General features: G+C 71.1%; 21 protein-coding genes. 9 read left to right on the forward strand and 12 right to left on the reverse strand.

Annotated elements, in window-relative coordinates; genetic code table 11:
- Positions 1–59 precede the first annotated feature (59 nt).
- From ACZ5U5_RS03215 to ACZ5U5_RS03230, 4 genes are read right to left on the reverse strand one after another with little or no spacing between them, the layout of a single operon-like run.
- Entirely contained in the window at positions 60–1,424 is a 1,365-nt protein-coding gene (locus ACZ5U5_RS03215) for a GH1 family beta-glucosidase (RefSeq protein WP_469015539.1), read from the reverse strand.
- A gap of 47 nt (positions 1,425–1,471) precedes the next feature.
- On the reverse strand, positions 1,472–2,368 hold the full coding sequence (locus ACZ5U5_RS03220; protein WP_469015542.1) for a carbohydrate ABC transporter permease: 897 nt from the start codon (positions 2,366–2,368) through the stop codon (positions 1,472–1,474).
- Entirely contained in the window at positions 2,361–3,338 is a 978-nt protein-coding gene (locus ACZ5U5_RS03225; protein WP_469016902.1) for a carbohydrate ABC transporter permease, read from the reverse strand. Before ACZ5U5_RS03225 ends, ACZ5U5_RS03220 begins: the two co-directional genes overlap by 8 nt.
- A gap of 35 nt (positions 3,339–3,373) precedes the next feature.
- On the reverse strand, positions 3,374–4,696 hold the full coding sequence (locus tag ACZ5U5_RS03230) for an ABC transporter substrate-binding protein (RefSeq protein WP_469015545.1): 1,323 nt from the start codon (positions 4,694–4,696) through the stop codon (positions 3,374–3,376).
- 191 nt (positions 4,697–4,887) lie between these two features.
- Here ACZ5U5_RS03230 and ACZ5U5_RS03235 point away from each other — a divergent pair, with 191 nt between their 5' ends.
- A complete protein-coding gene (locus ACZ5U5_RS03235) occupies positions 4,888–6,201 on the forward strand; it encodes an ROK family transcriptional regulator (protein WP_469015548.1) in 1,314 nt (437 codons plus the stop codon).
- Here ACZ5U5_RS03235 and ACZ5U5_RS03240 read toward each other — a convergent pair.
- On the reverse strand, positions 6,198–7,148 hold the full coding sequence (locus tag ACZ5U5_RS03240) for a helix-turn-helix transcriptional regulator (protein WP_469015551.1): 951 nt from the start codon (positions 7,146–7,148) through the stop codon (positions 6,198–6,200). The two genes, ACZ5U5_RS03235 and ACZ5U5_RS03240, sit on opposite strands and share 4 nt — an antisense overlap.
- Positions 7,149–7,279: 131 nt before the next feature.
- Here ACZ5U5_RS03240 and ACZ5U5_RS03245 point away from each other — a divergent pair, with 131 nt between their 5' ends.
- Genes ACZ5U5_RS03245 through ACZ5U5_RS03255 form a run of 3 tightly spaced genes read left to right on the forward strand, consistent with a single transcriptional unit; the run spans position 7,280 to position 10,552 of the window.
- The gene (locus ACZ5U5_RS03245; RefSeq protein ID WP_469015554.1) at positions 7,280–8,263 is read left to right on the forward strand and encodes an MBL fold metallo-hydrolase; all 984 of its coding nucleotides are present in this window, start codon (positions 7,280–7,282) and stop codon (positions 8,261–8,263) included.
- Entirely contained in the window at positions 8,260–9,810 is a 1,551-nt protein-coding gene (locus tag ACZ5U5_RS03250) for a carboxylesterase/lipase family protein (RefSeq protein ID WP_469015555.1), read from the forward strand. Before ACZ5U5_RS03245 ends, ACZ5U5_RS03250 begins: the two co-directional genes overlap by 4 nt.
- A 52-nt stretch (positions 9,811–9,862) precedes the next feature.
- Positions 9,863–10,552: a YoaK family protein gene (locus ACZ5U5_RS03255; protein WP_469015557.1), complete on the forward strand. Its 690-nt coding sequence runs from the start codon at positions 9,863–9,865 to the stop codon at positions 10,550–10,552.
- 4 nt (positions 10,553–10,556) lie between these two features.
- Here the strand turns inward: ACZ5U5_RS03255 and ACZ5U5_RS03260 are convergent, their stop codons facing one another.
- Both ACZ5U5_RS03260 and ACZ5U5_RS03265 read right to left on the reverse strand, forming a co-directional pair.
- Positions 10,557–11,021 carry an SRPBCC domain-containing protein gene (locus ACZ5U5_RS03260; RefSeq protein ID WP_469015560.1) on the reverse strand — a complete coding sequence of 155 codons (465 nt, stop codon included), beginning with the start codon at positions 11,019–11,021 and terminating at the stop codon, positions 10,557–10,559.
- 10 nt (positions 11,022–11,031) lie between these two features.
- Positions 11,032–12,369 carry an MFS transporter gene (locus ACZ5U5_RS03265; protein ID WP_469015562.1) on the reverse strand — a complete coding sequence of 446 codons (1,338 nt, stop codon included), beginning with the start codon at positions 12,367–12,369 and terminating at the stop codon, positions 11,032–11,034.
- Between the two features lie 206 nt (positions 12,370–12,575).
- Between ACZ5U5_RS03265 and ACZ5U5_RS03270 the strand changes: the two genes are divergently transcribed.
- Complete coding sequence (locus ACZ5U5_RS03270) at positions 12,576–13,397, forward strand: DUF1963 domain-containing protein (protein ID WP_469015564.1); 822 nt, start codon at positions 12,576–12,578, stop codon at positions 13,395–13,397.
- 38 nt (positions 13,398–13,435) lie between these two features.
- Here ACZ5U5_RS03270 and ACZ5U5_RS03275 read toward each other — a convergent pair whose 3' ends face one another.
- The gene (locus ACZ5U5_RS03275) at positions 13,436–13,996 is read right to left on the reverse strand and encodes an NAD(P)H-dependent oxidoreductase (RefSeq protein ID WP_469015567.1); all 561 of its coding nucleotides are present in this window, start codon (positions 13,994–13,996) and stop codon (positions 13,436–13,438) included.
- A 131-nt stretch (positions 13,997–14,127) separates the two neighbouring features.
- On the opposite strand from ACZ5U5_RS03275, the gene ACZ5U5_RS03280 reads away from it, so the two are divergent.
- Positions 14,128–14,793, forward strand: a complete 666-nt coding sequence (locus ACZ5U5_RS03280; RefSeq protein WP_469015569.1) for a TetR/AcrR family transcriptional regulator — start codon at positions 14,128–14,130, stop codon at positions 14,791–14,793.
- A gap of 68 nt (positions 14,794–14,861) precedes the next feature.
- On the opposite strand, the gene ACZ5U5_RS03285 is transcribed toward ACZ5U5_RS03280, so the two are convergent.
- On the reverse strand, positions 14,862–15,413 hold the full coding sequence (locus ACZ5U5_RS03285) for a DinB family protein (RefSeq protein WP_469015571.1): 552 nt from the start codon (positions 15,411–15,413) through the stop codon (positions 14,862–14,864).
- An 89-nt stretch (positions 15,414–15,502) separates the two neighbouring features.
- The gene (locus ACZ5U5_RS03290; RefSeq protein WP_469015574.1) at positions 15,503–17,284 is read right to left on the reverse strand and encodes an ABC transporter ATP-binding protein; all 1,782 of its coding nucleotides are present in this window, start codon (positions 17,282–17,284) and stop codon (positions 15,503–15,505) included.
- Between the two features lie 197 nt (positions 17,285–17,481).
- On the opposite strand from ACZ5U5_RS03290, the gene ACZ5U5_RS03295 reads away from it, so the two are divergent.
- Both ACZ5U5_RS03295 and ACZ5U5_RS03300 read left to right on the forward strand, forming a co-directional pair.
- Complete coding sequence (locus tag ACZ5U5_RS03295; protein ID WP_469016904.1) at positions 17,482–19,896, forward strand: ATP-binding protein; 2,415 nt, start codon at positions 17,482–17,484, stop codon at positions 19,894–19,896.
- A gap of 148 nt (positions 19,897–20,044) precedes the next feature.
- Positions 20,045–20,473 (forward strand): hypothetical protein, encoded by a 429-nt coding sequence (locus tag ACZ5U5_RS03300; protein ID WP_469015576.1) that lies wholly within the window; start codon positions 20,045–20,047, stop codon positions 20,471–20,473.
- Positions 20,474–20,528: 55 nt separating this feature from the next.
- On the opposite strand, the gene ccrA is transcribed toward ACZ5U5_RS03300, so the two are convergent.
- Positions 20,529–21,809 carry a crotonyl-CoA carboxylase/reductase gene (gene ccrA / locus ACZ5U5_RS03305; protein ID WP_469015579.1) on the reverse strand — a complete coding sequence of 427 codons (1,281 nt, stop codon included), beginning with the start codon at positions 21,807–21,809 and terminating at the stop codon, positions 20,529–20,531.
- Positions 21,810–22,004: 195 nt separating this feature from the next.
- Here ccrA and ACZ5U5_RS03310 point away from each other — a divergent pair, with 195 nt between their 5' ends.
- Positions 22,005–22,988: an acyl-CoA desaturase gene (locus ACZ5U5_RS03310; protein WP_469015581.1), complete on the forward strand. Its 984-nt coding sequence runs from the start codon at positions 22,005–22,007 to the stop codon at positions 22,986–22,988.
- Here the strand turns inward: ACZ5U5_RS03310 and ACZ5U5_RS03315 are convergent.
- Entirely contained in the window at positions 22,930–23,952 is a 1,023-nt protein-coding gene (locus ACZ5U5_RS03315; RefSeq protein WP_469015584.1) for an alpha/beta hydrolase, read from the reverse strand. The genes ACZ5U5_RS03310 and ACZ5U5_RS03315 overlap by 59 nt on opposite strands.
- Between the last annotated feature and the right edge of the window lie 48 nt (positions 23,953–24,000).

A 24,000-nucleotide genomic window follows, 5' to 3' on the forward strand; every position in this document is an offset into this window, starting at 1 on the left:
AGCGCGGCGGCCCCCGGATCGGCGGAGAGCCGGGAGCCGCCGTCAGCCGTGCGTGCGCGTCAGGCCGCGCGGCTCACCCGCCCCTGGTGGCCGCGGATGATGTCGGCATAGCGCAGACCGCTGCCCTTGACGGTGCGGCGCTGCGTCTCGTAGTCGACGTGGACCAGGCCGAACCGCTTGTCGTAGCCGTAGGCCCACTCGAAGTTGTCGAGCAGGGACCACGCGTAGTAACCGGCCAGGGGCGCTCCCTTGCGGGCGGCGCTCGCGCAGGCGGCGAGATGCCGGACCAGGTAATCGGTGCGCTCCGGGTCGTCGATCGTTCCGTCGGGGCGTACGACGTCGGGGTAGGACGAGCCGTTCTCGGTGACGTACAGCTTGCGCGCCCCGTATTCGTTCGTCAGGCGCAGCAGGAGCGTCTCGATGCCGCTCGCGTCGACCTCCCAGTCCATGCCGGTACGGGGGACTCCCTCGCGGCGCACCTGGTGGGCGTAGGGCGCGGGGCCCGCGGGGTCGTCGGAGACCACGGCCGGGAAGTAGTAGTTCAGGCCCAGCCAGTCGAGCGGCTGCGCGATGGTCGCCAAGTCGCCTGCGCGCTCCGGGAGTTCGACGCCGTAGACCTCCTGCATGTCGGCCGGGAAGCCGCGGCCGTGGACCGGGTCGAGCCACCAGCGGTTGGTGTGGCCGTCCACGCGGCGGGCGGCGGCCACGTCCTCGGGGCGGTCACTCGCGGGCTCGACCGTGGAGAGGTTGTTGACGATGCCGATCTGCGCGCCGGGCGCCGCGGCACGGATGGCCTGGGTGGCGAGACCGTGCCCGAGCAGCAGGTGGTACGAGGCGCGCACGGCGGCGGTCAGGTCGGTCAGGCCAGGTGCCATCCGCCCTTCGAGGTGGCCGATCCAGGCCGAGCAGAGGGGTTCGTTCAGCGTCGCCCACTGGGTGACGCGGTCGCCGAAGCGCTCGGCGGCGATGGAGGCGTAGGCGGCGAAGTGCTCGGCGGTCTCCCGCTCGGGCCAGCCGCCGCGGTCCTGGAGCACCTGCGGCAGATCCCAGTGGTAGAGGGTCACTGACGGCGTGATGCCCGCGTCGAGCAGGCCGTCGATCAACTGGTCGTAGAAGTCGAGGCCCTTGGCGTTGGCCGGTCCGTCGCCGCCGGGCACGATGCGAGGCCAGGCGAGGGACAACCGGTAGGCGTTGGTGCCCAGTTGCTTCATCAGCGCGATGTCCTCGCGCCAGCGGTTGTAGTGGTCGCAGGCCACATCACCGTGATCGTCGTTGTCGATCTTTCCGGGGGCGTGCGAGAAGGTGTCCCAGATCGAGGGGGAACGGCCGTCCTGGGTGACGGCCCCCTCGATCTGGTACGCCGATGTGGCCGTGCCCCACGCGAAGTCGTGCGGAAGTGCGGCAAGGTCGATGAGCTCGGACACAGACGTCCTTTCAGACGGGGCGGCGGCAGTGGTGGCCGGGGGATGGGTCACTTGACGGCTCCGGCGGTGAGGCCGGCGACCAGATAGCGCTGGAGCAGGAGGAAGCCCGCGACCACCGGCACGCTCACGACCAGCGACGCGGCCATGATCTGGTTCCAGTAGACGTCGTTCTGGGTGGAGTAGCCCTGCAGGCCGATGGCGAGCGTGCGGGTGGCCTCGTTCGTCATGACGGAGGCGAAGAGCACTTCTCCCCATGCGGTCATGAACGCGTAGACGGCGACCGCGACGATGCCGGGGATCGCGGCGGGCACCACGACCCGGAAGAGCGCACCGATCGGACCGCAGCCGTCGACGAGCGCCGCCTCGTCCAGGTCGCGCGGCACCGAGTCGAAGTACCCGATCAGCATCCAGATCGAGAAGGGCAGCGAGAAGGTCAGATAGGTGATGATGAGCCCGGCCCGCGAGCCGAACAGGGCGATCCCCGTGGCGTTGCCGATGTTGACGTACATCAGGAAAAGCGGGAGCAGGAACAGGATGCCGGGGAACATCTGGGTGGACAGCACCGTCACCGTGAAGACGCGCTTGCCGCGGAACTGGTAGCGGCTGACGGCATAGGCGGCGAAGACGGCGATCACCACCGAGCAGACGGTGGCCGCACCCGCCACGATCAGCGAGTTCATGAAGTAATCGGCCAGCGGGACGGTGTTCCAGATGTCGATGTACGGGCGGATCGTGAGCCCGCTCGGCATCCAGCGGAACTTGCCCGACACGTCTTCCAGTGGCTTGAGCGAGCTGGACACCATCACGAACACCGGAAGCAGCACGAAGCCCGTGAGCAGCGTCAGGAAGATCCGCCGTGACCAGAGGAACGAGCGGGGCGCCGCCATCGGCGACCGGGGCTTCGCGGCCCCGCGGGGCCGCACGGCCATGCGAGCGCTAGACATGAGCGGACTTCCTCTCGCGTGACGTGACCCACAGATAGACGCCCGTCACCACGAGCAGGAACAGCAGCAGCAGGACGGACATGGCGGAACCGGTGCCGAAGTTCCAGGTGACGAACGAGGACTGGTAGATGTGGATCGAGACCAGGTCCGCGGCCTCGGGCGCCGACCTGCCGAACAGGACGTACGGCGTGTTGAAGTCGTTGAACGTCCACAGGAACAGGACGAGCACGAGGACCTGGTTGACGGGGCGCAGGGACGGCAGCGTGATGCGGCGGATCTGCTGCCACATGCCGGCGCCGTCGAGCGCCGCCGCCTCGTACATGTCCTTGGGGATGTTCTGCAGCCCCGCCATCAGGATGAGGAAGGCGAACGGCCAGCCCTTCCACACCGAGACGGTGAGCAGCGCGACGAAGCTGTTGTCGCCGATGAGCCAGAACGGTGCGCTGTCGGTGAGGCCCAGCTGATCGTGCAGGACGTGGTTGATGAGGCCGTTGTCACGCTGGAACATGAAGCCCCAGGTGATCACCGCGGCGTACACGGGCAGTGCGTACGGGATCAGGAAGAGCGCCCTGAGGAAGCCCCGCCCCTTGAACGTCTCCTGCAGATAGATCGCGGCGGTCGTCCCGATCAGCCAGCACAGGCCGACCGAGAGCACCGTGAACGCGCAGGTGACGAGGAACGAGTGCAGCAGCCCCTCGCCGACCGGCGCGTCGAAGTCCACCGCGATCTTGTAGTTGTCCAGGCCGGACCAGGGCGCGGCGCCCCAGTCGCGGATGAAGAACTGGGTGAGCTCCTTGAAGCTCATCGTGATGCCGATGACGATCGGCAGCAGATGGACGAGGACTTCGAGCAGGAGGGCCGGCAGCAGCAGGAGGTAGGGCAGGCCGATGCGGCGGAGCCGTCCGGGACGGCGGCGCGGGCCGCGCTCCGTGTCCGGGGCGGTCGCGGACGGCTCCTTGAGGCCCTGCACGACGGTCGTGCTCGTGGTGGTCACGGACGTGTCGCTCACTGCTGGGACATCTGCTGCTGAGCCTTGGACAGTTCGGCCTTCACCGACGCGGTGGTCACCTCACGGCCGGCGGCGGCGTTCGCGAAGAGATTCTTGACGGCGGTGCCGACCGCGGTCTCGAACTGCGACTCGTTGGCCACCTGGGGCAGCGGCGCGGCGCTCTTGGCGAGGGTGTCGCGCAGGACCTTCAGCTCGGGACGGTCGAAGGCGGCGTCCTCCTGGGCGGCCTTGACCGGCGGCACGGAGCCGTAGGACTTGCAGAGGATCTTCTGCTCGGCGTCGCTCGTCATGAACTTCACGAACTTCAGCGAGCCGTCGATGTTCTTGGTGTTCTTGAAGACGGCCATGTTGATGCCGGCGACCATGGAGTTGGTGGCCTTGCCCTGACCCGGCGCGCCGGACTCGACGGGCACGGGCGCCACGCCCCACTCGTCGTCGCTCATGCCCTGCGACTTGAAGGTGGTGGCCGCCGCCTGCCACAGCACCATCGCCGTCTTGTCCTTGGCGAAGTCGCTCAGGGACTGGTTCTGCGCGTACTCGGCGTTACCGGGCGCGATGATCTTGTCCTTGCCCATCATGTCGACGTACTGCTTCACGGCCGCGACCGCGCCGTCGGAGGTGAAGTCAGGCTTGCCGTCCGGGGTGAAGAAATCGGCGCCGTGCTGCTTGCCGAGCGCGAAGACCTGGTGGATGTTGTTGGAGAGGTTCGCCCCCTCAGCGCCCAGGGCCCACTTGCCGCCCTTGGAGATCTTCTTGCCGTCCTCGACCAGCTCGTCCCAGGTGGCGGGCGGCTTGTCTATGCCGGCCTCCTTGAACATCTTTTTGTTGTAGTAGAGGGCGTACGCCATGGAGTACAGCGGTACGGCGGCCGGGTCCTTGTCCGCCGCCCCCGCCGAGCCGAGCGCGGACTCCACGAAGCGGTCCTTGCCGCCGATCTTGTCGAAGTTCTTCTCGTCCCAGGGCAGCAGGGCTCCGCTGGCCTGCAGGGACGCGCTCCAGGTGTTGCCGATGTTCAGGACGTCCGGCCCCTGACCCGACGTCGTCGCGGTCAGGATCTTGTTGAGCAGGTCCGACCAGGGGATGACCTCGAGCTTCACCTTGATGCCCGTCTTCTTCTCGAACTTGTCGAGTTCGGGCCTGAGGATCTTCTTGTCGGCCTCGATGTTGGGGCCTTGGTTCGACGCCCAGTAGGTCAGCGTCTTCGGCGAGTCGTTGGACCCCTCGCCACCCGTCGTCGAACCGCCTCCGCAGGCGGTCGCGGTGAGGGCGAGCGAGAGGGTGACGGCGCCGACGGAGGCGGCGGCTCGGAATCTGCGCATGGCTCCAGGTGTCCCTTCCGGAGGGAGTCATGGGGAGGACGGCTGGCCCAGCGCCGGGTCGAGCAGCGCCGCGTTCAACTCTTGAATGCCCTCATGACTTAATTTAGGACGTGAGTTAAACCGGCGGGGAAGATACCGTCAAGGGGTCACACAGAACCAACTTCGAGGCAGGACAGGCCGGAAGGAACCACATGGCTGGGCAGCGCAACGGGCGCACGGTGCACGACCTGCGGCGGGAGAACCGCGCCGCCGTACTGCAGCGGTTGTACTTCGAGGGACCGATGAGCCGCTTCACGCTCGGCCCCGCCACCGGACTGAGTTCAGGTTCCATCAGCAACGTCGTGGCCGAGCTGGTGACGGAGGGGTGGGTGGAGGAGGCGGGCAGCGTGGAGTCCGACGGCGGACGCCCGCGTACGCTGCTGCGGGTCGCGCCCGGCCGTGGTCAGCTGATCGGCGTGGACGTCGGCGAGACCCGCGTACGCGTCGAGCTCTTCGACCTCTCTCTGTCCGAACTAGCCCGCGCCGAGCGACCGTTGACCCTGAAAGGCCACGACGTCGGCGGCATCACGGAACTCATCCGCGACGGGATGGGAGAGGTGCTCGGCGCCGGGGGCGTCACGGAGGAGGGCCTGCTGGGCGTCGGGATCGGCGTACCCGGGATCGTCGCGCGCGACAGCGAACTCGGCGCCGTCGTGCACGGCCAGACCATCGGCTGGAACGCGGTCCCGCTGGAATCCCTGCTGCGGGAGACCGGCCGGGGTGGCCTGGGTGGGTCCCAACTCCCGGCTTCCGTACCGTACTTCATCGACAACGGCGCCAAGACCCTCGGTCAGGCGGAGATGTGGTTCGGCGCGGGGCGTGGGACGCGCAACGCTGTGGTGGTCCTGTTCGGTTCGGGTGTCGGCGCGTGCGTCGTCACCGAGGACGTGGAGCAGGGCCGCGCCCTTGAGTGGGGGCATCTCACGGTGCGGGTGCAGGGCAGACGGTGCCGGTGCGGGGCCCTGGGGTGCCTGGAGGCGTACGCGGGTGCGGAGGCGCTGCTCGAACGGTGGCAGGAGGCGGGCGGGCTCCCGCCGAAGAACACCGACGAGGAGAGCGCGCTCACCGCCATGCTCAACGCCGCCTACCCCGAGGGCGGAGGCGCGGCCGACCCGACGGCGCTCGCGGTGCTGGAGGAGACCGCCGAATACCTGGGCGCGGGTCTCGCCGACCTGATCAACCTCTTCCAGCCGGAGCGGATCCTCGTCGGCGGTTGGGCCGGCCTCCAGCTCGGGCAGCGCTTCCTGAGCGCGGTGAAGCGGTACATCCCGACCTACGCCCTGGCCTACCCTGCGGGGCGCGTCGCCATCGACCTGGGCCGTCTCGGCCCGGACGCGGTGACGGTCGGTGCCGCGACACTCCCGCTGGCCGACTTCTTCGCCCGGGGCGGACGGCGGGCCGCACCGGTACGCGAGGCCGAACTGCCGGGCTGGCAGACGGCGTTGGAGGGGCGCACTCCCTCTTAGGACTGCCCTCCGAAGCCGTGGGCCGCACCCGGTCGGTCCGCGTCTTGGGGGAGGCGGCCGTCGGCCCACTGGCCGTCGGCGCGCGGGTGGTCCTCGGCGGTCGCGCCCTGCCCGAGGAGGGTCACGGCTTCCCTCGACGGCGAGCCTGGCTCGGTGACGGCGAGCACCAGGTGCTGGTCCTGCGCCTGAGGGAGGTGAAGGCTCTGCTGGGTGACGGTGAGGGTGCCGACGAGGGGGTGGCGCATCTCGTAGCGGGCGAAGTCACAGGGGTGCACCCGGTGGCCGGTCCACAGTGCGGCGAACTCCGGTGACTTGACGGTGAGTTCCCCGATGAGCGAGGTCAGCAGCGTGTCGTCGGGGTGGCGCCCCGCGACCATCCGCAGGTTCTCGACAACGGCCCTGGCCTTCGCCGTCCAGTCGGCGTACAACCCGCGGGTGTGCGGGTCGAGAAAGAGCATCCTGGCGAGGTTGGGGCGCTCGGCAGGCCGCTGGGGGCTGTCGAAGCTCAGGTGCGACGCGAACAGTGCGTGGCCAAGGCGGTTCCAGGCGAGCACGTCGGTGCGACGGCCGCTGACCAGCGCCGGAACGCTCTCCAGGGTGCTCAGCAGATGGAGCGTGGTGATCCCCGCCTGCTCGGCCCGCGGTCGGCGGGCCGGAGTCCGCCTCCTGCCTGCGTCGGCGAGGTCGTGCAGATGCCGCCGCTCCGACTCGTCGAGGCAGAGGGCCCGCGCCACGGCGTCCAGGATCTCCGGGGAAGCTCCCACCGACTGCCCCTGCTCCAGCCGTGTGTAGTACGAGGCGCTGACCCCGGCGAGCAGCGCCAGCTCTTCCCTGCGCAGGCCCGCCACGCGCCGCCGGTCGCCGTAATCCTTGAGCCCGACGTCCGCGGGACGCAGCTGTGAACGTCGTGCGTACAGGAAGTCGCCGAGCCGGCCTCGTTCGCTCATGTCCCCCAGTCTGCATCGGCCCCCGCGCGGCAGCCTGACCCTGTCCGGGGTAGGCAGCGGCGGGTCTGGCTGACCTGCGCGGACCCGGCGACGGTGGTGCTCCGACACCCGTACCGGCCCCGGAGCACCCGATGGACCAGATAGACCAGATCGACCAGATCGACAGCATCAGCCATGCCGACCAGACGCATCAGATCGAACTCGGAAACGTCAGCGTCACCCGCGTCAAGGAGTACTACGGCCCCGTCGACATGGCGCCCGGCCAGTTCCTCCCCACTGTCCCGGAGGGCGCCTGGCGCGAAGGCGTCGCCTGGCACCCGCCGCACTTCCTCGACCCGCGGACGAACATCGTCAACTCCGCGGTCCAGAGCTGGCTGCTGCGCAGCGAAGGGAAGACCATCCTCGTCGACACGGGCGTCGGCAATCACAAGGAGCGCCCGTATTCCCCGGTGTGGAGCCACCTGCGCACCGACTTCCTGGCCGGCCTGGCCCGGGCAGGCGTCACACCCGAGGACGTCGACATCGTGATCAACACGCATCTGCACGTCGACCACGTCGGCTGGAACACCCGCCTCGACGGCAGGGACTGGGTTCCCACGTTCCCGAACGCCACCTATCTGCTGCCCAAGGACGACTACGACTTCTGGAATCCCGAGAACGGTCACAAGGCGCTGCTCGGCCGCGGCAACCAGAACGTCTTCGAGGACAGCGTCACCCCCGTGCACCGCGCGGGGCAGGTACACCTGTGGGAAGGAAGCCACCGGATCGACGCCGCTCTGCGCCTGGACACAGCACCCGGCCACACCCCGGGGTCGAGCGTTCTCACCCTCGTCAGCGGGACGGACCGAGCGGTCTTCGTCGGCGATCTGCTGCACAGCCCCGTCCAGCTCGTCGATCCGGACCACAACAGCTGCTTCTGCGAGGACCCCGTCGGCGCGCGCACCACGCGCCGACGGATCCTGGGCTGGGCCGCGGACCACAACGCGCTCGTCGTTCCCGCGCACCTTGGAGGCCACGGCGCCGCCGAGGTCGAACGCACGGGCAGCGCGTTCGCCATCAAGGGGTGGGCGCCCTTCACACCGTACGAGCGCACGGACGGGGTGACGACGGCATGACCACCGAGCACCGCCCCGGGCCCCGTCCCAGCCACGGCCACGGCACCAGCACCACCGTGGTCACTGCGCAAGGAGCGGTGGCCGGCGCACGGCACGGGGGCTTCACCGTCTTCCGCGGCATCCCGTACGCCGCTCCCCCGGCCCGCACCGGCCGCTTCGCCGCGCCTCAGCCGCACGCCCCGTGGGAGGGCGTGCGGGACGCGACAGCGGCTGGGCCGACCGCGCCGCAGGCCGAGCGGAATCTGGGCGCCATCGACATGTCGCCCTACTTCGGGCCAGGTTGGGTCTCTGGGGAGGATTACCTCACCGTCGACCTTTGGGCTCCCGAGCATCCCGTCCGCCGAGGGCAGGCCGCCCTGCCGGTCATGGTCTTCGTGCACGGCGGAGGCTTCGTGGCGGGTTCCACCCGGGCCGGCTTGTACGACGGCACCGCCTTCGCGCGCAGCGGCGTCGTCCTGGTGACCGTCAACTACCGCCTGGGCATCAGCGGTTTCCTCGACCTGCCGGGAGCGCCGCGCAACCGCGGCCTTCTGGACGTGCTCGCCGCCCTGCGCTGGGTGCGGGAGAACATCGCCGCGTTCGGGGGCGACCCCGACCAGGTGACGCTGTTCGGCCAGTCCGCCGGTGCCACCCTCACCGGTGCCGTCGTCGCCGCCCCGGAGAGCAGGGGACTCGTGCGGCGCGCCATCGTGCAGAGCGGCAGTGGCCTCGGCGCCTTCTCGCCCGAACAGGCCGCCCGCGTGACGAAGGCGGCAGCGGCGGCCCTGGGCATCGCGCCCCGGGCCGACGCCTTCGAGGCCGTCCCGGACGCGCGCTTGGTCGACGCCATGGCCGGTCTCGGCGGGATCGACCTGCGGACCCCGACCGCGTACGACCCGCTGATCGGGCTCAGTCCGTTCAGCGTGGTCGCGGACCGTCAGCCCGCTGACGCCGTCGCCGCCGGAGCCGGGAGCGCCGACGTCGATCTCCTCATCGGCACCAACGCGGATGAGGGCAACCTCTACCTCGTCCCCTCCGGCGCCTACGCCGCATCGACGGCGGCCGATGTCCATGCCGCGGCCCAACTCTCGCACCCGGACCCGGACTTGCTCGTCGACACCTACCGCGCCACGCACCCCGGGGCCTCCCCCGGACAGCTGCGCTCGGCCGTCATGGGCGACGCGCTGTTCGGCAAGGGGAGCTGGGCCCTGGCCGACGCACACGCCGAGCGGTCGTCCGGCGCCACGTACAGCTACCGGTTCGACTGGCGCTCCCGTGCCTTCGACGGACTGCTCGGGGCCACCCACACGACGGAACTCCCCTTCGTCTTCGGCCTCGACCGGGCCCGACTGGCTCAACTACGGGGCCCTAACGCCCTGTTCGACCCCGGCAGCCCACCTGCCGACCTGGCTCCCCGCATGCACGCCGCCTGGATCCGCTTCGCCCGCGACGGCGATCCCGGCTGGGCTCCGTACGACACCCGACGCCGGATCACGACGGTCATCGACCGCCGCTGGACGGTGCAGGAAGATCCCCGCGGTGACATCCGCCGGGCCTGGAGGCGGTGAGCGGCCGCCGCACGCGGGTAGGGCGGCGCCCCGTACCTGCCGAAGAGAGGGTATGAACTCATTGCTCGACCGGGCCGCCGCCTTCCTCTTCCCCGACACCGAGGGTCACCACGGCGTACTGCCCCCGCTACTCGTCGTGCTGACCTTCGTCACGGGGCTTGTCGACGCCGTCAGTTATCTGGGCCTCGACCGTGTCTTCGTCGCCAACATGACCGGCAACGTGGTCTTCCTGGGCTTCGCGCTCGCCGGTGACGTGCAACTCTCGGCGACCGCGTCACTCCTCGCCGTCGGCGCGTTCGTGGCGGGCGCGTGGACGGGGGGCCGGATCGCGCCACGGGTCGCGCGGCCGCTGCGGCTGTTCGCGCTCCTGGTCGGCGCGCACGCCGCGCTGGTGGCGGCGGCGCTGCTGCTCGACCTCGCGGCCGACGCCCGGCACGCCCTGATCGTGCTGCTCGCGCTCGGCATGGGGGTGCAGAACGCCGTGGTCGGCAAGCTCGCCGTACCCGACCTGACCACCACCGTCCTCACGCGCACCCTGACCGGCCTGGCCTCCGACCGGCTCGGCCCTGCGTCCGTACGCAGGTCCGTGTCCGTCGCCGCCATGTTCGCAGGCGCCCTCGTGGGCGGGCTGCTGCAGATCCATCACGGCACGGTCGCCGCCCTTGCGCCCGCGCTCGTGCTGCTGGCCGCGGTGACCGTGGCGGCGGCCCTGCCCGGCGCGACCGCGCCGCGTGCGGGCTGAACCGCTATCGCGCCTTCTCGACGAGCCGGGCGAGGTTCGCCAGCGCCATGCGCGTCCCCGTCTCGTTGTCCGCGGCGGGAACACTGTCGGGGATCCCGTCGTGCAGGATCTGGATGTCGGTTCCGCCGTCGTCCGCGTCGGTGAGCGTGGTCGTCATCGTCATCGTGCCGCCCATACCGGGGTCGTCGGTCTCGAACGCGAGCACCTCGACCACCTGCTCGTCCGGTACGAGCTTCGCGAAATGGCCGTGGTACGTGTCGGTGTGCGAGGCCGACTTGCCGGTGCCCGACTGCCCGTCGTAAGTGAGCGAGACGCGGAAGCGCCCGCCCTCGCGGGCGTCGAAGGTGTGCACGTGACTGCTCATGCCGTCCGGGACGCGCCAGCGCGCGATGGCGTCCGCGTCGAGGAGCGCCCGGTAGACGGCCGCGCGCGGGGCGTTCACATGTCCGGACACCTGTGTCGAGTACATGCGGGCCAATCTAGGACGCCGACCGCCCGCGCGGGAGGCCGTCCTCCTCCGGAAGCCTGCGCCCCAGGCGGGCCAGCGGGGACAGGGCCATGAACAGCGGGGACAGCGCCAGACAGACGGCGGTCAGGAGCAGACTCGTGCGCAGGCCCCACGCACCGGCCAGGAATCCGCCGAGCAGCGATCCGACGGGCGTCAGGCCCATGCCGACGAAGTTGATGGTCGCGACGACGCGTCCTTGCATCGCCACGGGCGTGATGGCCTGGCGTACGGCCATGAGCGTGACGTTGACCAACTGGCCGAAGACACCGAAGACGAAGTTGATGGCCATGAGCGCGCCGATGGTGACGGCCGTGGATCCGTGCAGGGCCGGCACGCAGAGCATCACGCCGTCGGCGAGGACCGCCGAGGCGACCACGACCCTGCCGTATCCGAACCGCTCCGAAAGCCTCGCCGCGAGCAGCGAACCCACCACGGCGCCCGGTCCCATGGCGGCGAGCGCCAGGCCGACCGCCAGGCCCGACAGGTGCAGTTCGCGTGGCAGGAAGAGCAGGTAGACGGTCATCACGGCCGCGAACGAGAACTGGAAGAGGGCCGAGGCGAGCCCCACCGACCGCAACGACGGATTGCCGACGACGAAGCGCAGGCCTTCCTGGATCTGTCGCCGGACACGCGGAGGACTGTCGAACGGAGGCCTGTCGGACGGAGGACTGTCGGACGGAGCCCGCAGCGGCAGCACCTCTCGGCGACGGATGCGGCGGATCGACACGAAGGACACCGCGAAGGCGAACGCGGCGGCCAGGGTGGCGACCGGCGCGGAGAACAGCGACACCAGGGCGCCGCCGAGCGCGGGCCCCCCGATCTGCGAGGCGGATCTGCTGCCTTCGAGCGCACTGTTGCCGCGCAGCAACTGGTCGCGCCGCAACAGCCGTACCAGCGACGCCTGATAGGCAACGTCGAAGAACACGCTGAGGACACCGACGAGGAAGGCGACCACGAGGAGCGCCGGAATCCCGAGCACTCCGAGCAGGTACGCGAGGGGGACCGCGGCAAGGGCGACGGCGCGGCCGGCGTCCGCGACGACCATGACGTCGCGGGCGCGCCGCCGGTCCACCCAGGCCCCGGCGAAGAGCGAGAAGAGCAGGATCGGCGCCTGTTCCACCGCGCGGAGGACGCCGAGCTGACCGGCGCCGACGTCGAGCGCCAGCACGGCGACGAGCGGCAGTGTCACTTGACCGGCCTGCGCGCCGAGCTGCGAGGCGGTCTGCCCCGACCAGAGTCTGCGGAAGTCGGCGTCACGCCACAGGCTGAACCGATGGCGCGCGGGAACGGCACGGGGAGCGGACGGCACAGAGAGCCCCTTGAGACAGGGAAGGTGGCGCGGTGCCGCAGCTCATGGGCGGCACGCGATGACGGGTCGATGGCGACCCAAGGCGTCAACGCGCGCTTCAGCGACCGGGCATCTCAACTCTCAACGGGGTAGGCGGTGTTGGCAGGCTACCCGTCGGCCACGCCGCCATGGAAACACTTTTTACGGGGCCCGCGTACCCTCGGCGCATGACCCGCCGCACGCCGCCGCGCCCCCTGGACGTGGAGCGGCTCTTCCCCGAGGTCGTGCGCTTCAAGAAGGAGGCGGTGCGGCTCCACCCGCGCGCGGGCGACCCGACGTACCGAGAGAGTTCCGTCGGCGGTCCCTTGCTCTGGCCCGCGCGGGAACCGTGGCCGGTGTGCGACGAGCACGGCGGGGCGCCGATGGTGGCCGTCGCACAGATCTACCGGGCCGACGTCCCGGACGTCGTCGCCTTCCCGGCGGGGTGCGACGTGCTCCAGGTGCTGTGGTGCCCGCGGCAGCACAGCGGCGGCCCGTGGGTAGTCCCCCTCGTCCACTGGCGGGCTGCGGACGAGGTGCGCCAGGTGCTCGACGCTCCGCCGGTTCCCGCACAGCGGCACGAGCGCTACGTGCCGCGCCCCTGCGTCGTGCATCCGGAACGGGTGACGGAGTACCCGAGCTGGGACCTCGCGGACACGGTCTGGGATGCCCTGGAGGGGCGGTTCGAGCAGGTGGAGAAGGAGACCGGCTGGGACTACCAGTCCCACCTCTCCACGGCTCCCGGCACGAAGCTGGGCGGGTATCCCGGCTGGGGCCAGGACCCGCAGCCCGCGTCCTGCACGCGGTGCGGCCGGCCGATGGAGCACCTGCTGACGTTCGAGAGCTCCGAGGGCGACGCCGAATCCTCGCGGGCCTGGACTCCTGTCGAGGATCGCGAGGTGCGCCACGAACACGCGGGGATGATGTTCGGCGACATGGGCGGGGTCTACCTCTTCGAGTGCCTCACCTGCCCAGGCCGCCCGAACACGTACCGCGTCGACTGCGCATAGCCCCGACCGGGCGGACCCGGCCGGGCGCAGCGCGGGCGTCAGGCAGCGGCGGGCGTTGCCTGCCGGGTGAGGTGGGCGACGACCTCGGTGAGGGCCGTGACCACCTCGGTGTCGTCGGCCGGGTGGATCTCGGCGAAGCGGGTCAGGGAGGCGGGGATGGACAGCTTGACGTCCTCCACGACGACGCCGCCCGCGATGCCCGCGGCCTTGCGTGCGTCATCCTGCGCCCACACGCCGCCGTACTGGCCGAAGGCGGTGCCGACGACGGCGACCGGCTTGCCGGAGAGCGCACCGGCGCCGTACGGGCGGGACAGCCAGTCGATCGCGTTCTTGAGCACGGCGGGCATGGTGCCGTTGTACTCCGGCGAGAAGAGGAGGAATGCGTCGGCGCTCCCGGCGACCTCGCGGAGGCGGGCCGCGGCGGCCGGGACGCCGCCCTCGACGTCGACGTCCTCGTTGTAGAAGGGCACGTCCGCGAGGCCCTCGAACAGCTCGACGTCCACACCGGCGGGCGCGTGCTTGGCAGCGGCCTCGGCGAGCTGGCGGTTGTGCGAGCCGGCGCGGAGGCTGCCGACGAGGGCGACGATGCGTACAGACATGGCGGAACTCCTGAAAAGTGGGGCGGGACTCACAAACGGGCTACGAAGCAAGCGGACCGGGGTCCGTTTAAAGTTGTACCACCTATCCGGACCGCGGTCCACTTAGCGGCTCGGGGCGCTACGCTGGATCCATGACCGGCTCCGTTCTCCCGCCTCCCCCCTCGCCCGACGGACCGGGCGGGTCGACCGAGCTCGCCCTCACCCCGGTCGGCGAGCCGCCGTCGCTCAGGGCCGACGCGGCGCGCAACCGCACGCGGCTCCTCGAGGCCGCCTCACAACTGATGGCGTGCTGCGGCGCCGCGCAGCTGACCATGGACGCGGTGGCCACGGCGGCAGGAGTCGGCAAAGGGACCGTCTTCCGGCGCTTCGGCGACCGCACCGGGCTCCTGGTCGCCCTGCTCGACCACCGGGAGCAGCAGCTCCAGGCCGCTTTCCTCTCAGGACCCGCCCCGCTGGGCCCCGACGCCCCGGCCCTGGAGCGCCTGCACGCGTTCGGGCCCGCCCTGATCCGCCACGAGCGCGACCACCACGAACTGATCCTGTCCTCACGGACCGACCCGCTGCGCGCCTACGCCGTCCCGGCGAACCGGCTGCGGCTCACGCACGTCACGATGCTGCTGCGCCAGGCGGGCGTCGCGGGCGACGCCGAACTCCTCGCGCACACCCTGCTCGGATCGGTCGACGGTGTCCTCGTGCACCACCTCACCGTCGAGCGCGGCATGCCGCTCGACCGCCTGGACGCGGGGTGGCACGACCTCGTCACCCGGCTGGTGACGTCCCCGTCCTCTCCCGCCTGATCCCGCCTGATCCCGCCTGACCTCGCCGACGGGCAGAGGCGGGCATCCTCTGCGTGGCGGGGGCTCGTCTATACGCCGATCGCGCCGTCGATCCGCTCGCGGAGCAGGTCGGCGTGGCCGTTGTGCCGGGCGTACTCCTCGATCATGTGGAGGAGCACCCAGCGCAGCGACACCGTTCCGCGCCAGCCGTCGTCGCCCTCGATGTCGAGGTCGGGCGCTTCGGCCACCAGGCGGTCGGCGAACGCCACCTCGGCACGCCAGGCCTCCCACGCGGCGGCGATGACGGCAGGCTCGGGGACGGCGCCGTCGAAGTCATGGTCAGGGTTCGCGTCCGAGCCGAAGAGGAGCGGCGCCTCCCGGCCGGCGAGTACGCGCCGGAACCAGCGGCGCTCCACATCGGCGAGGTGCCGGACCAGGCCGAGCAGCGAGAGCGTGGAGGGTTCCACGGACCGCAGGGCCAACTCGGCCTCCAGGCCCGCGCACTTCAGCTCCAGCGTCGTGCGCTGGGCCGCGAGGAACCCGACGAGCATGCGCCGCTCGTCGCCGGTGGTGGGTCCGGCAAGGCGGCCGTCCCGCTCCTCGTCCACGAACAGTTCCGCACGTCTGCGCCCGCTGGTCATGCCCGCCATCCAATCCCGGGTGTCATGTCCGGGGCCAGCCCTTTTCGGCGGCCGTGCGGTCGTGAACGGTGCGGTCGTGAACGGTGCGGTCATGCCGTCGTGGCGAGGAACTGGGTCGCCGCCAGTTCCCCGTACAGCGGGTCGGCCGCCACCAACTCCTCGTGGGTGCCGGACGCGCGGACCCGGCCCGCGTCCATCACCACGATCCGGTCGGCCAGCGTCACCGTCGACAGGCGGTGCGCCACGACGAGGACCGTCACCTCACGGGAGACCTCGGCGACCACGTCACGCAGGGCCAGTTCGTTCACCGCGTCGAGCTGCGAGGTCGCCTCGTCGAGGAGCAGGAGGCGGGGCTTGCGCAGGAGCGCCCTCGCGATGGCCACGCGCTGGCGTTCGCCGCCGGACAGTTGGGAGCCGCGGTGCCCGACCAGCGTCTGAAGACCGTCCGGCAGCCGGTCGACGAGTGCGTCGAGCCGCGCGCGCACGAGAACGTCCCGTATCTCGTCGTCGGTCGCGCCCGGCGCCCCGAAGAGTAGGTTCTCGCGCAAGGTGCCCGCGAGGACGGGCGCGTCCTGCTCCACATAGCCGATGACGGAGCGCAGTTCGGCCAGTGGCCACTCCCGCACGTCGCGGCCGTCGACCAGTACGCGGCCGCCCGTGACGTCGTAGAACCGTTCGAGCAAACCGAAGACGGTGGTCTTGCCCGCGCCCGAAGGGCCGACGAAGGCGGTCATGCCGGGGCCCGGGATGTCGAAGCTCACGCCGTGATGGACGTACGGGAGGGACTCCCGGTAGCGGAAGGTCACGTCGTCGAAGGTGACGGCGGCGGGACCGCGTTGCCCCGCGTCCGCGGCAGGCGCGGTGACGTCCTCCGTCTCCAGGCGTTCGGCCCGGACGATCCGCGCGATGGCCGCGGAGCCGACCTGGTACTGCGAGACGCCTTCGACGAGCCGGGAGACCGGGTCGATCAGGTAGAAGAGGAAGAGCAGGAAGGCCACGAGCGTCGAGACCGAGATCGCGCCGGACGCGACGCGGGCGCCGCCGATGCCCAGGACGGCGAGGAAGGAGACCTGCACCGCGAAGCCGACCGAACTCCACGCCACCGCCTGCCACTTGGCGGAACGCACCCCGTGCCGCCAGGCCTCCTCCGCGGCGGCGCGCACGGCTGCGGTCTCGCGCTCCTCGGCGCCCGACGCCTTGAGCGTGCGGAACGCGCCGAACGCCCGCTCCAGCGCGGTCGAGATCGTGCCGACCGCTTCCTGGGCCCGCTCGGTCGCCCGCGCGATCTTCGGCATCACCAGGGCCACCGCGCCGCCGATGAGCACGATCACGCCCAGGGTGACGCCGAGCAGGACGACGTCCATGAGGCCCATCATCACGATCGTCGCGATGAAGGTGAGACCGCCCGCGACGGCGGACACCACGGATTGGGTGGTGACCGCGCGCAGCAGTGTCGTGTCCGAGGTGATCCGGGACATCAGGTCGCCGGGCTGGGTGCGCTCCACCTCCGGCAGGCGCAGTCGCAGGAGGCGTCCGATCAGGGTGCGCCGGGCCGCGAGCACCACGGATTCGGCGGTGCGTTCAAGGACGTACGCGCCGATCGACTCGACGGCGGTGCCAAGGACCACGAGCGCGGTGAGCAGGACGATGATCCCGGTGATCGAGTCGTCGCTGCCGAGCCGGTCCACCAGGGCTTTCGCGGCGAGCGGCTGGGCGAGGCCGGTCGCGGCGCCGATCAGCGTGCACAGGGCGCCGAGCGCGACGACCCAGCGGTGCGGGCGGAAGTAGCGGTACAGCGCACGCCAGGTCTCCCCCGCGGAAAGCCGCTCCTGCCTCTGGTGGGCCGGCTGCTCCGGCTCGTTCTTGGTCACGTGGGACAGGACGCCACTGACGGCTGATCTGCCTGAGCGGCCGCCCGGACCTTCGCCCCGTGACCCGCCCCGTAACCCAGATCGGGACACGGAGTTAGAGGATCTGGCGAATTCATTGCAGAAACGATTCTGCAAAGCAGTGTGGCGCGGGGCGGGCGGCAGGGCTCGCGGCAGGGAAGGGCCCGGGCATGAAGGGGATGACAGGGCGAGTGCGTGTGCGCGGGGGTGGCCTCGTTGGCCGGGCCGATGAGCTGTCGGGACTTCGCCGCTTGCTGGCCCGGAGCAGGCTGGTGACGGTGACGGGCGGCCCGGGTGTCGGCAAGAGCGCCCTCGCCGCACATGCCGCGGCGGCGGTGAGCAGCCAACTGACGGACGGCGTGGTCATCGTGCGCTGGTGGGACGGCGCCCCCGCGCGGGGGCAGTCGGTGGCACGGACGGTGATCGAGGCCATGGACGGGGAGCCGGGCGGGATGCCGGGCGAGACGCCGGACGAAGTGCCAGACGGGGAGCCGGGCGACGTTCCGGACGGGAAGCCGGCCGGATCGCCGGGCGACGTGCCGGACAGGATGCCGCGCGGAGTGCCGGGCAGGGAGCCGGGCGGGATGCCAGGCCAGACGCCGGACGAAGTACCGAGCCGGCTGCCAAGCGAGACGCCGGGCAGAGAGCCGAACGGACAGCCCGACAGGATGCCAAGCGAGGCGCCGGGCGGAGAGCCAGGCCAGACGCCGGACGAAGTGCCAGGCGAGGCATTGGACGGAGAGCCAGGCGGAGAGCCGGACGGGTTGCAAGGCGGAGAGCCGAGCGGGATGCAAGGCGGAGTGCCGGACGGAATGCCGGGCGAGGCGTCGGGCGGAGAGCCGGGCGAGGCGTTGGGCCGCGTCGCGGATGTTGTCGGTGCGGTCTCTGTCGGAGGTGGGGAGGGCGCGGGGGTCCAAGGTGGGGGCGGGGAAGCCGAGCTCATTGCGCGGCTTCAAGATCGGCGGGTGCTTGTCGTGCTGGATGACTTCGATCCCGTACGTGACGAGTGCGTACGGCTCGTGCAGGCGTTGCTGCTGCGTGCGCCCGGCGTGCGCGTTCTCGCCGCGGGGCGGCAGCCGCTGGGCCTCGGCCAGGAGTTGGTGCTGCACCTCAGGCCGCTCCCGGTGGGCGCTCCCGGCGCGGAGGAGGGGCCGGGGCCCGCGGTGGAGCTGTTCATGGAGCGTGCGCGTGGTGCCCGGCACCGGACGGACACGCGGCCGACGTCGGGCGCCCCCCACTCCCCGCCCCCTCCCGCCGCACCCGACGAAGCCGAACTGCGCGCCGTGGGTGAAATCTGCGCACGGCTCGAGGGCGTACCGCTCGCGGTGGAGCTCGCCGCGGCGCAGACCGTCCTGCATCCGCCGGCGCGTCTCGCGCACATGCTGCGGCACGCCCAGGGCTGGCTCGGCAGGCCGGAGGCACCCGTACGGCGTCACCGGTCCCTGCGGGCCGCCGTGGGCGCGAGTTACGCGCTGTGCGGACGGGAGGAGCGCAGCGTCTGGGCGCGGCTCAGCGTGTTCCCGGGCGAGTTCGACGAGGACGCCGCCGTCCACGTGTGCGCGGGCGGCGGCCTTGACCTGTCGCGGGTGGCGTCCTGTCTGGCCCGCCTCGTCCTGGCCTCGGTGCTTGAGCCGGTGCGTGACCCCGGTGGCGTGCTGCAGCCCCGCTACCGGCTGCCCGCGGCGGCCCGCGGCTTCGGCGGCGAACGCCTGGAGTCCGCGGGCGAGTCCGCCGCGGCGGCAGCCCGCCACCTCGACTGGTACCGCACCGTCGCCTCCACCGCCCACCATTTGTGGAGCACCGGACGGCACGAGCAGGCGACCCTGCTGCTGCGCGACGAGGAGCCGAACCTGCGGTCCGCCATCGAGTGGGGACCGGACAGCGCCGACCGGGGTGCGACCGCCCTCGGCATGGTCGTGGACCTGTGGTTCTGGTGGGCGGTCTGCGGACACGCCGCCGAGGGGCGCGCGCATCTGCGGCGACTGCTGCCGCTCGGGCGCGCGGACACCGTGGGCCGCGGCCAGGCCCTGTGGCTGGCCGGCTGGCTCGCGGCCTGCACGGGCGCGCCGGAGGCCGAGGAACTTCTCGGCCAGGCCTGGCGGGCCGCCGTGCTCTCCGGGGACGACGCGACCATCGGCCGGGTCGCCCACGTACAAGGCGTCATCGCGCTGCGCGACGGCGAGACCGAACGCGCCATCGAGCACTTGCGGGAGGCCGCTCACACCGTCCCCGTCCACGCCGACCACGGCCCGCCCGCCGCGGTCAGCTGGGCCGGGCTCGCCGTGGCGCAGGCGCGCGTCCGCCCGGCCGACGCCCTGCACAGTGTCCGCCGCGCGTCGGCCGGCACGCAGACACGGCACGACATATGGGCGCGCTCCATGACGCAGTACGCCCACGCCCTCGTCGAGCATCTGCGCGGTCGGCACAGCAGTGCCTGGCGCCGGGCGCACAAGGCGCTCGCCGGAGTCGTCTCCGTGGCCGGGCCGCCCGGTGCCGCCTCGGTCCATCAGCTGATCACCGCGATCGAACACGGCCCCGCGCTCGGCGCGGTCGAGTGGACGCCGCCGTGCGGGTGGGATCCGCCGGGCACGTGAGGCACTTGGGTCAACTTACCGAAAAGACACCTGTTCATCTGATTCGTTCATCTTCACGCGGTCTACACATGGTTCGACCAGGAAGCGAGCCCCGCGCAACCGGGTCCGAGCGGGTAACCAACGGACAGATGGAGACAAGAAGTTGACCGTGAACCGGTTGAAGCTGAAGTACGCATCGGTGAAGTACACGGCGGTGGCGGGAATCGCGGCTCTGGCCGTTCTGGCTGGTCCCGCGGCGCCCGGTGCCGGCGCCGTGAGCCCGCACACCTCTCCCGCACCCGGAGCCGCCGCGACCGCGGCCCCGCGTCCGACACTGACGGCGAAGTCGACCACGGCCAAGGTGCGCGCGTGGCAGAACTTCTACATCTACGGAGTCGGCCGCTACATGAAGGCCGGTACGCGCGTCACGCTGCAGCAGAAGCAGGGCAAGCGGTGGGTGTCGCTGCCCGCGTCGGTGAAAACCGCGCGCAACGGGACCTACAAGATGCGGGTCAAGCTCGGCCTCAAGGGCCGCAACGCCCTGCGCATCGTGGGCGGCCGCGCCATCTCGCCCGTCGTCTTCGTGCGGGTGCGCTGAGCCCCGGACGCACGCGAGACGGGCCCTCCCACCGAACGGGAGGGCCCGTCTCCGCTCAGGTCAGGGCCGCACTCCGCTTCCCGAGACCGGTCCTCGGCGCGAGCGCGAGCACGCCGACCTTTCCCGTGTGGCGGTTCGTCTGGACGAGGCGGGCGGCCTCGGCGGTGTCCTGGAGGCCGTACGTCACCGACAGGGCGGGCCGGATGTGTCCGAGGTCGAGGAGGCGGGCCACAGCGGCCTGTTCCTGGAGATTGGCGCCGTGGCTGCCGATGACGCGCTTGAGGCGCATCCAGAGGTAGCGGTTGTCGAACTCGTGCAGATAGCCGGTGCTCGATCCGCAGGTGACGACGGCGCCGCCGCGGCGGACGACGAAGACGGAGACCCCGAAGGTCGCACGGCCGACGTGCTCGAACACGATGTGCGGGTCCTCCCCCACTGCGGCGCGGATCCGCTTCCCGAGCCTCTTGCCGACCGCCGCCGGATCGGCCGGAGCGGTGCCGGTCAGCCCGATCTCGGCGCGGTTGATCACCGCGTGACAGCCGAAGGCATGGGCGCGCTCCGCCTTCTCCTCACTGCCGACCACGCCCACCGCGATACCACCGCCGTTGCGGACGAGCTGCGCCGCGTACGCGCCGAGGCCGCCTGCCGCGCCCCAGATCAGCACGACGTCGCCCTGGGTCATCCGCGCGCCGCGGTCGCTGACCAGCATGCGGTAGGCGGTGCCCGCGCACAGCGGATTGGCGGCCGCCTCCTCCCAGGTCAACCGGTCCGACTTGGGGAGGAGTTGACTGGCGCGGGCCACGCAGTAGTGGGCGAGGCCGCCGAAGTTGGTCTCGAAGCCCCAGGCGAGCTGCGCGTCGCCCAGCATGCCGTCGGCGTGGGTCGCCGGTTCCTCGTCGTCCACGTAGGCGGGGCTGACCACGACCTCGTCGCCGATGCTCCAGCGGCGCACTCCGGCCCCCGTACGGACGATGACACCGGCCGCGTCCGAACCCACCACGTGATAGGGCCGGTCGTGCCGCTCCGCCCATCCTCCTTTCGCACCGAAATGCCGCAGGAAGGAGAACGTGGATAACGGCTCGAACATCGCCGACCACACGGTGTTGTAATTTATCCCGCTCGCCATGACGGCCACCAGGACTTCGTCCGGGGCGAGTTCCGGCATCGGCACCGGGCCGACATGAAGCGTCTTTCGGACATCTTTGTCCGCGACCCCCGTAAAACTCTCCACGTCCTCCCTCCGCAGATGCGCGGCGGTGAATTCGGCGGGTACGGGAAGCCGGCGCAGCTCGTCCGCCTCGGCTCCCGCGACGACCGCTTCTGCGAGCACATCCATGAGGTTCCTCCTTCGGCACAGTTGTCCAACGGGTTCATACAGTGCGGCGGAACACCTGCTCTCCACAAGCAGATCGACCGCAATTCATCGGGATCGCTCATCCGACCAAGGTCCTGTCATCACTTTCCGAGTAGAGGCCTCCACAATTCCGTCGCTAACGTCCGGCTCACCCGCACTGAAAGGTGAGAAAATCTCATGGAAGAAGTGAGTGTGAACGCCGCTCGGGGCGAACGCATGGGCACAGCGGACCGGGTCGTCGTGGGGGTGTTCGTCGGAATTCCCTTCGTCGCGGTGATCGCGTCCGTCGTCGTGCTGTGGGGGTGGGGGGTCACCTGGCACGACCTGGTGATCGGCGCGGTGATGTACGCCGTCGCCGTGCACGGCATCACCATCGGCTACCACCGCCTGTTCACGCACAAGGCGTTCAGAGCCGCCCGTCCCCTCAAGATCGCCCTCGCGGTGGCCGGGACACTGGCGGTCGAGGGCGACGCGATCACCTGGTGCGCCGATCACCGCCGCCACCACCGGTTCGCGGACCAGCCGGGAGACCCGCACTCCCCCTGGCGGTTCGGGACCTCCGTACGCGCCCTGCTCAAGGGCATGGTCTGGGCGCACGTCGGATGGACCTTCAACAACGACAAGACGGACCAGCGCAAGTACGTCCCCGACCTCCTCGCCGACCGTGACCTGGTCCTGGTGGCGCGCTGGCAGCCGCTGATCGTGCTGCTCTCGTTCGGCGCGCCCGCGGTGGTGGGAGGTCTCTGGGGTGAGGGCGCCTGGGACTCCGGCGCCGCCTGGTCCGCCTTCTTCTGGGCGGGTCTCGTCCGCATCGGTCTGCTCCACCACGTCACCTGGTCGATCAACTCGATCTGCCACATCAGCGGGGACCGCCCTTTCCGGGTCCGGGACCGCTCGGGGAACGTCTGGTGGCTCGCGCCCTTCTCCGGCGGCGAGTCCTGGCACAACCTCCATCACGCCGACCCGACGTCCGCCCGCCACGGAGTGCTGCGCGGCCAGCTCGACTCCAGCGCCCGGCTGATCCGCCTCTTCGAGCTGGCCTCGTGGGCGAGCGCGGTGCGCTGGCCCGACGAGCGGCGGCTCGCCCGCCTCTCCGCTGACGTCAGGACGCCCGCGGGGGAAGCCCAAGGCCCGCCGCCAGCGTCGGCCAGGAAGCCTTGAACTCCCGCTGCCAGGACGGCCAGGCGTGCGAGCCGCCGCGGTAGAAGTTGACCGTCGCCGGGACACCGGCACGGTCCAACTGCCGCTCGAACGCGTGCGCCTGGCTCCACAGCGTGCCCTCCAGGATCGCGCCCTCGAGGTTGCCGAAGTCACTGCTGGGGATGCCACTGCCCTGTGAGACGTAGAGCCGGGTGCCGGTCAAGTGCTTGGCGAGGGCGGCGGGGTTGTGGCGGTTCCAGTTCTCGCGGTGCAGGAAGGGGCTGCCCCAGAGGGCGGAGGGCAGCTGGAGCTCCCGGGCGACGATGGCGTTCATCACCGTCGGCATGCCGAGGGCCGTGGTGTCCAGGACGCCGCTGTACGAGGCCGCCGCGTCGAAGGTGCCGGGGTGCCGGGCGGCGAACGCCATGGCGCCGTAGCCACCGGTGGAGACTCCGGCGACGGCGCGGGTGCCGTTGGCCCGGTAGGTGTCGCGCAGAAGTCCCGTCAACTCCTCGACCTGGAAGGTCTCGTAGTCGGGGGCGGTGGGGCTGCCGTGGTTCCACCAGTCGGTGGGGATGCCGGTGGGGCCCGACGCGGGGATCACGGTGATGACGTCCTTGTCGGCCAGGAACTCCTCGACGTCCGTCTCCCGGGTCCAGGACGTGTAGTCGTCGTGCGCGCCCTGGAGGAGGTAGAGCACGGGCCAGGTGCGGTCCGGCTGTTCGTCGAAGTGGGCCGGCAGGATGACGCGTACGGGGAGCTGCTTGCCCACGGCGGGTGAGTCCACGGTGAGGTCGACAGTGCGGGAGTCGATCCACTTCTCGCCGACGACGCGCGGGCCGTCGGCGGCTCGGACTGCCGCCGGGGCCGCGGTGGGCGCCCCCAGGGCGGTGGAGGTGCCCAGGGCTCCGCCGGTGGCGAGGAGCGCGGTGGCCGCGGCGAGGGCGGCCAGCTTCTTGCGTGGTCTGCGGTGTTTCTGCGGCATGGGAGCGGTCCTCTTCTCGGGCGGGAAGGCGGTTGGAGGTGCGAACGG

It is taken from the genome of Streptomyces sp. NPDC033177, assembly GCF_055577715.1.

Coding starts and splice junctions, on each gene's coding strand:
- ACZ5U5_RS03250 (WP_469015555.1), top strand. CDS start 8,260: ATGACCACCGAGCACCGCCCCGGGCCCCGTCCCAGCCACGGCCACGGC.
- ACZ5U5_RS03295 (WP_469016904.1), top strand. CDS start 17,482: ATGACAGGGCGAGTGCGTGTGCGCGGGGGTGGCCTCGTTGGCCGGGCC.
- ACZ5U5_RS03240 (WP_469015551.1), bottom strand. CDS start 7,148: ATGAGCGAACGAGGCCGGCTCGGCGACTTCCTGTACGCACGACGTTCA.
- ACZ5U5_RS03270 (WP_469015564.1), top strand. CDS start 12,576: ATGACCCGCCGCACGCCGCCGCGCCCCCTGGACGTGGAGCGGCTCTTC.
- ACZ5U5_RS03315 (WP_469015584.1), bottom strand. CDS start 23,952: ATGCCGCAGAAACACCGCAGACCACGCAAGAAGCTGGCCGCCCTCGCC.
- ACZ5U5_RS03260 (WP_469015560.1), bottom strand. CDS start 11,021: ATGTACTCGACACAGGTGTCCGGACATGTGAACGCCCCGCGCGCGGCC.
- ACZ5U5_RS03285 (WP_469015571.1), bottom strand. CDS start 15,413: ATGACCAGCGGGCGCAGACGTGCGGAACTGTTCGTGGACGAGGAGCGG.
- ACZ5U5_RS03280 (WP_469015569.1), top strand. CDS start 14,128: ATGACCGGCTCCGTTCTCCCGCCTCCCCCCTCGCCCGACGGACCGGGC.
- ACZ5U5_RS03245 (WP_469015554.1), top strand. CDS start 7,280: ATGGACCAGATAGACCAGATCGACCAGATCGACAGCATCAGCCATGCC.
- ACZ5U5_RS03220 (WP_469015542.1), bottom strand. CDS start 2,368: ATGTCTAGCGCTCGCATGGCCGTGCGGCCCCGCGGGGCCGCGAAGCCC.
- ACZ5U5_RS03275 (WP_469015567.1), bottom strand. CDS start 13,996: ATGTCTGTACGCATCGTCGCCCTCGTCGGCAGCCTCCGCGCCGGCTCG.
- ACZ5U5_RS03230 (WP_469015545.1), bottom strand. CDS start 4,696: ATGCGCAGATTCCGAGCCGCCGCCTCCGTCGGCGCCGTCACCCTCTCG.
- ACZ5U5_RS03310 (WP_469015581.1), top strand. CDS start 22,005: ATGGAAGAAGTGAGTGTGAACGCCGCTCGGGGCGAACGCATGGGCACA.
- ACZ5U5_RS03255 (WP_469015557.1), top strand. CDS start 9,863: ATGAACTCATTGCTCGACCGGGCCGCCGCCTTCCTCTTCCCCGACACC.
- ACZ5U5_RS03235 (WP_469015548.1), top strand. CDS start 4,888: ATGGCTGGGCAGCGCAACGGGCGCACGGTGCACGACCTGCGGCGGGAG.
- ccrA (WP_469015579.1), bottom strand. CDS start 21,809: ATGGATGTGCTCGCAGAAGCGGTCGTCGCGGGAGCCGAGGCGGACGAG.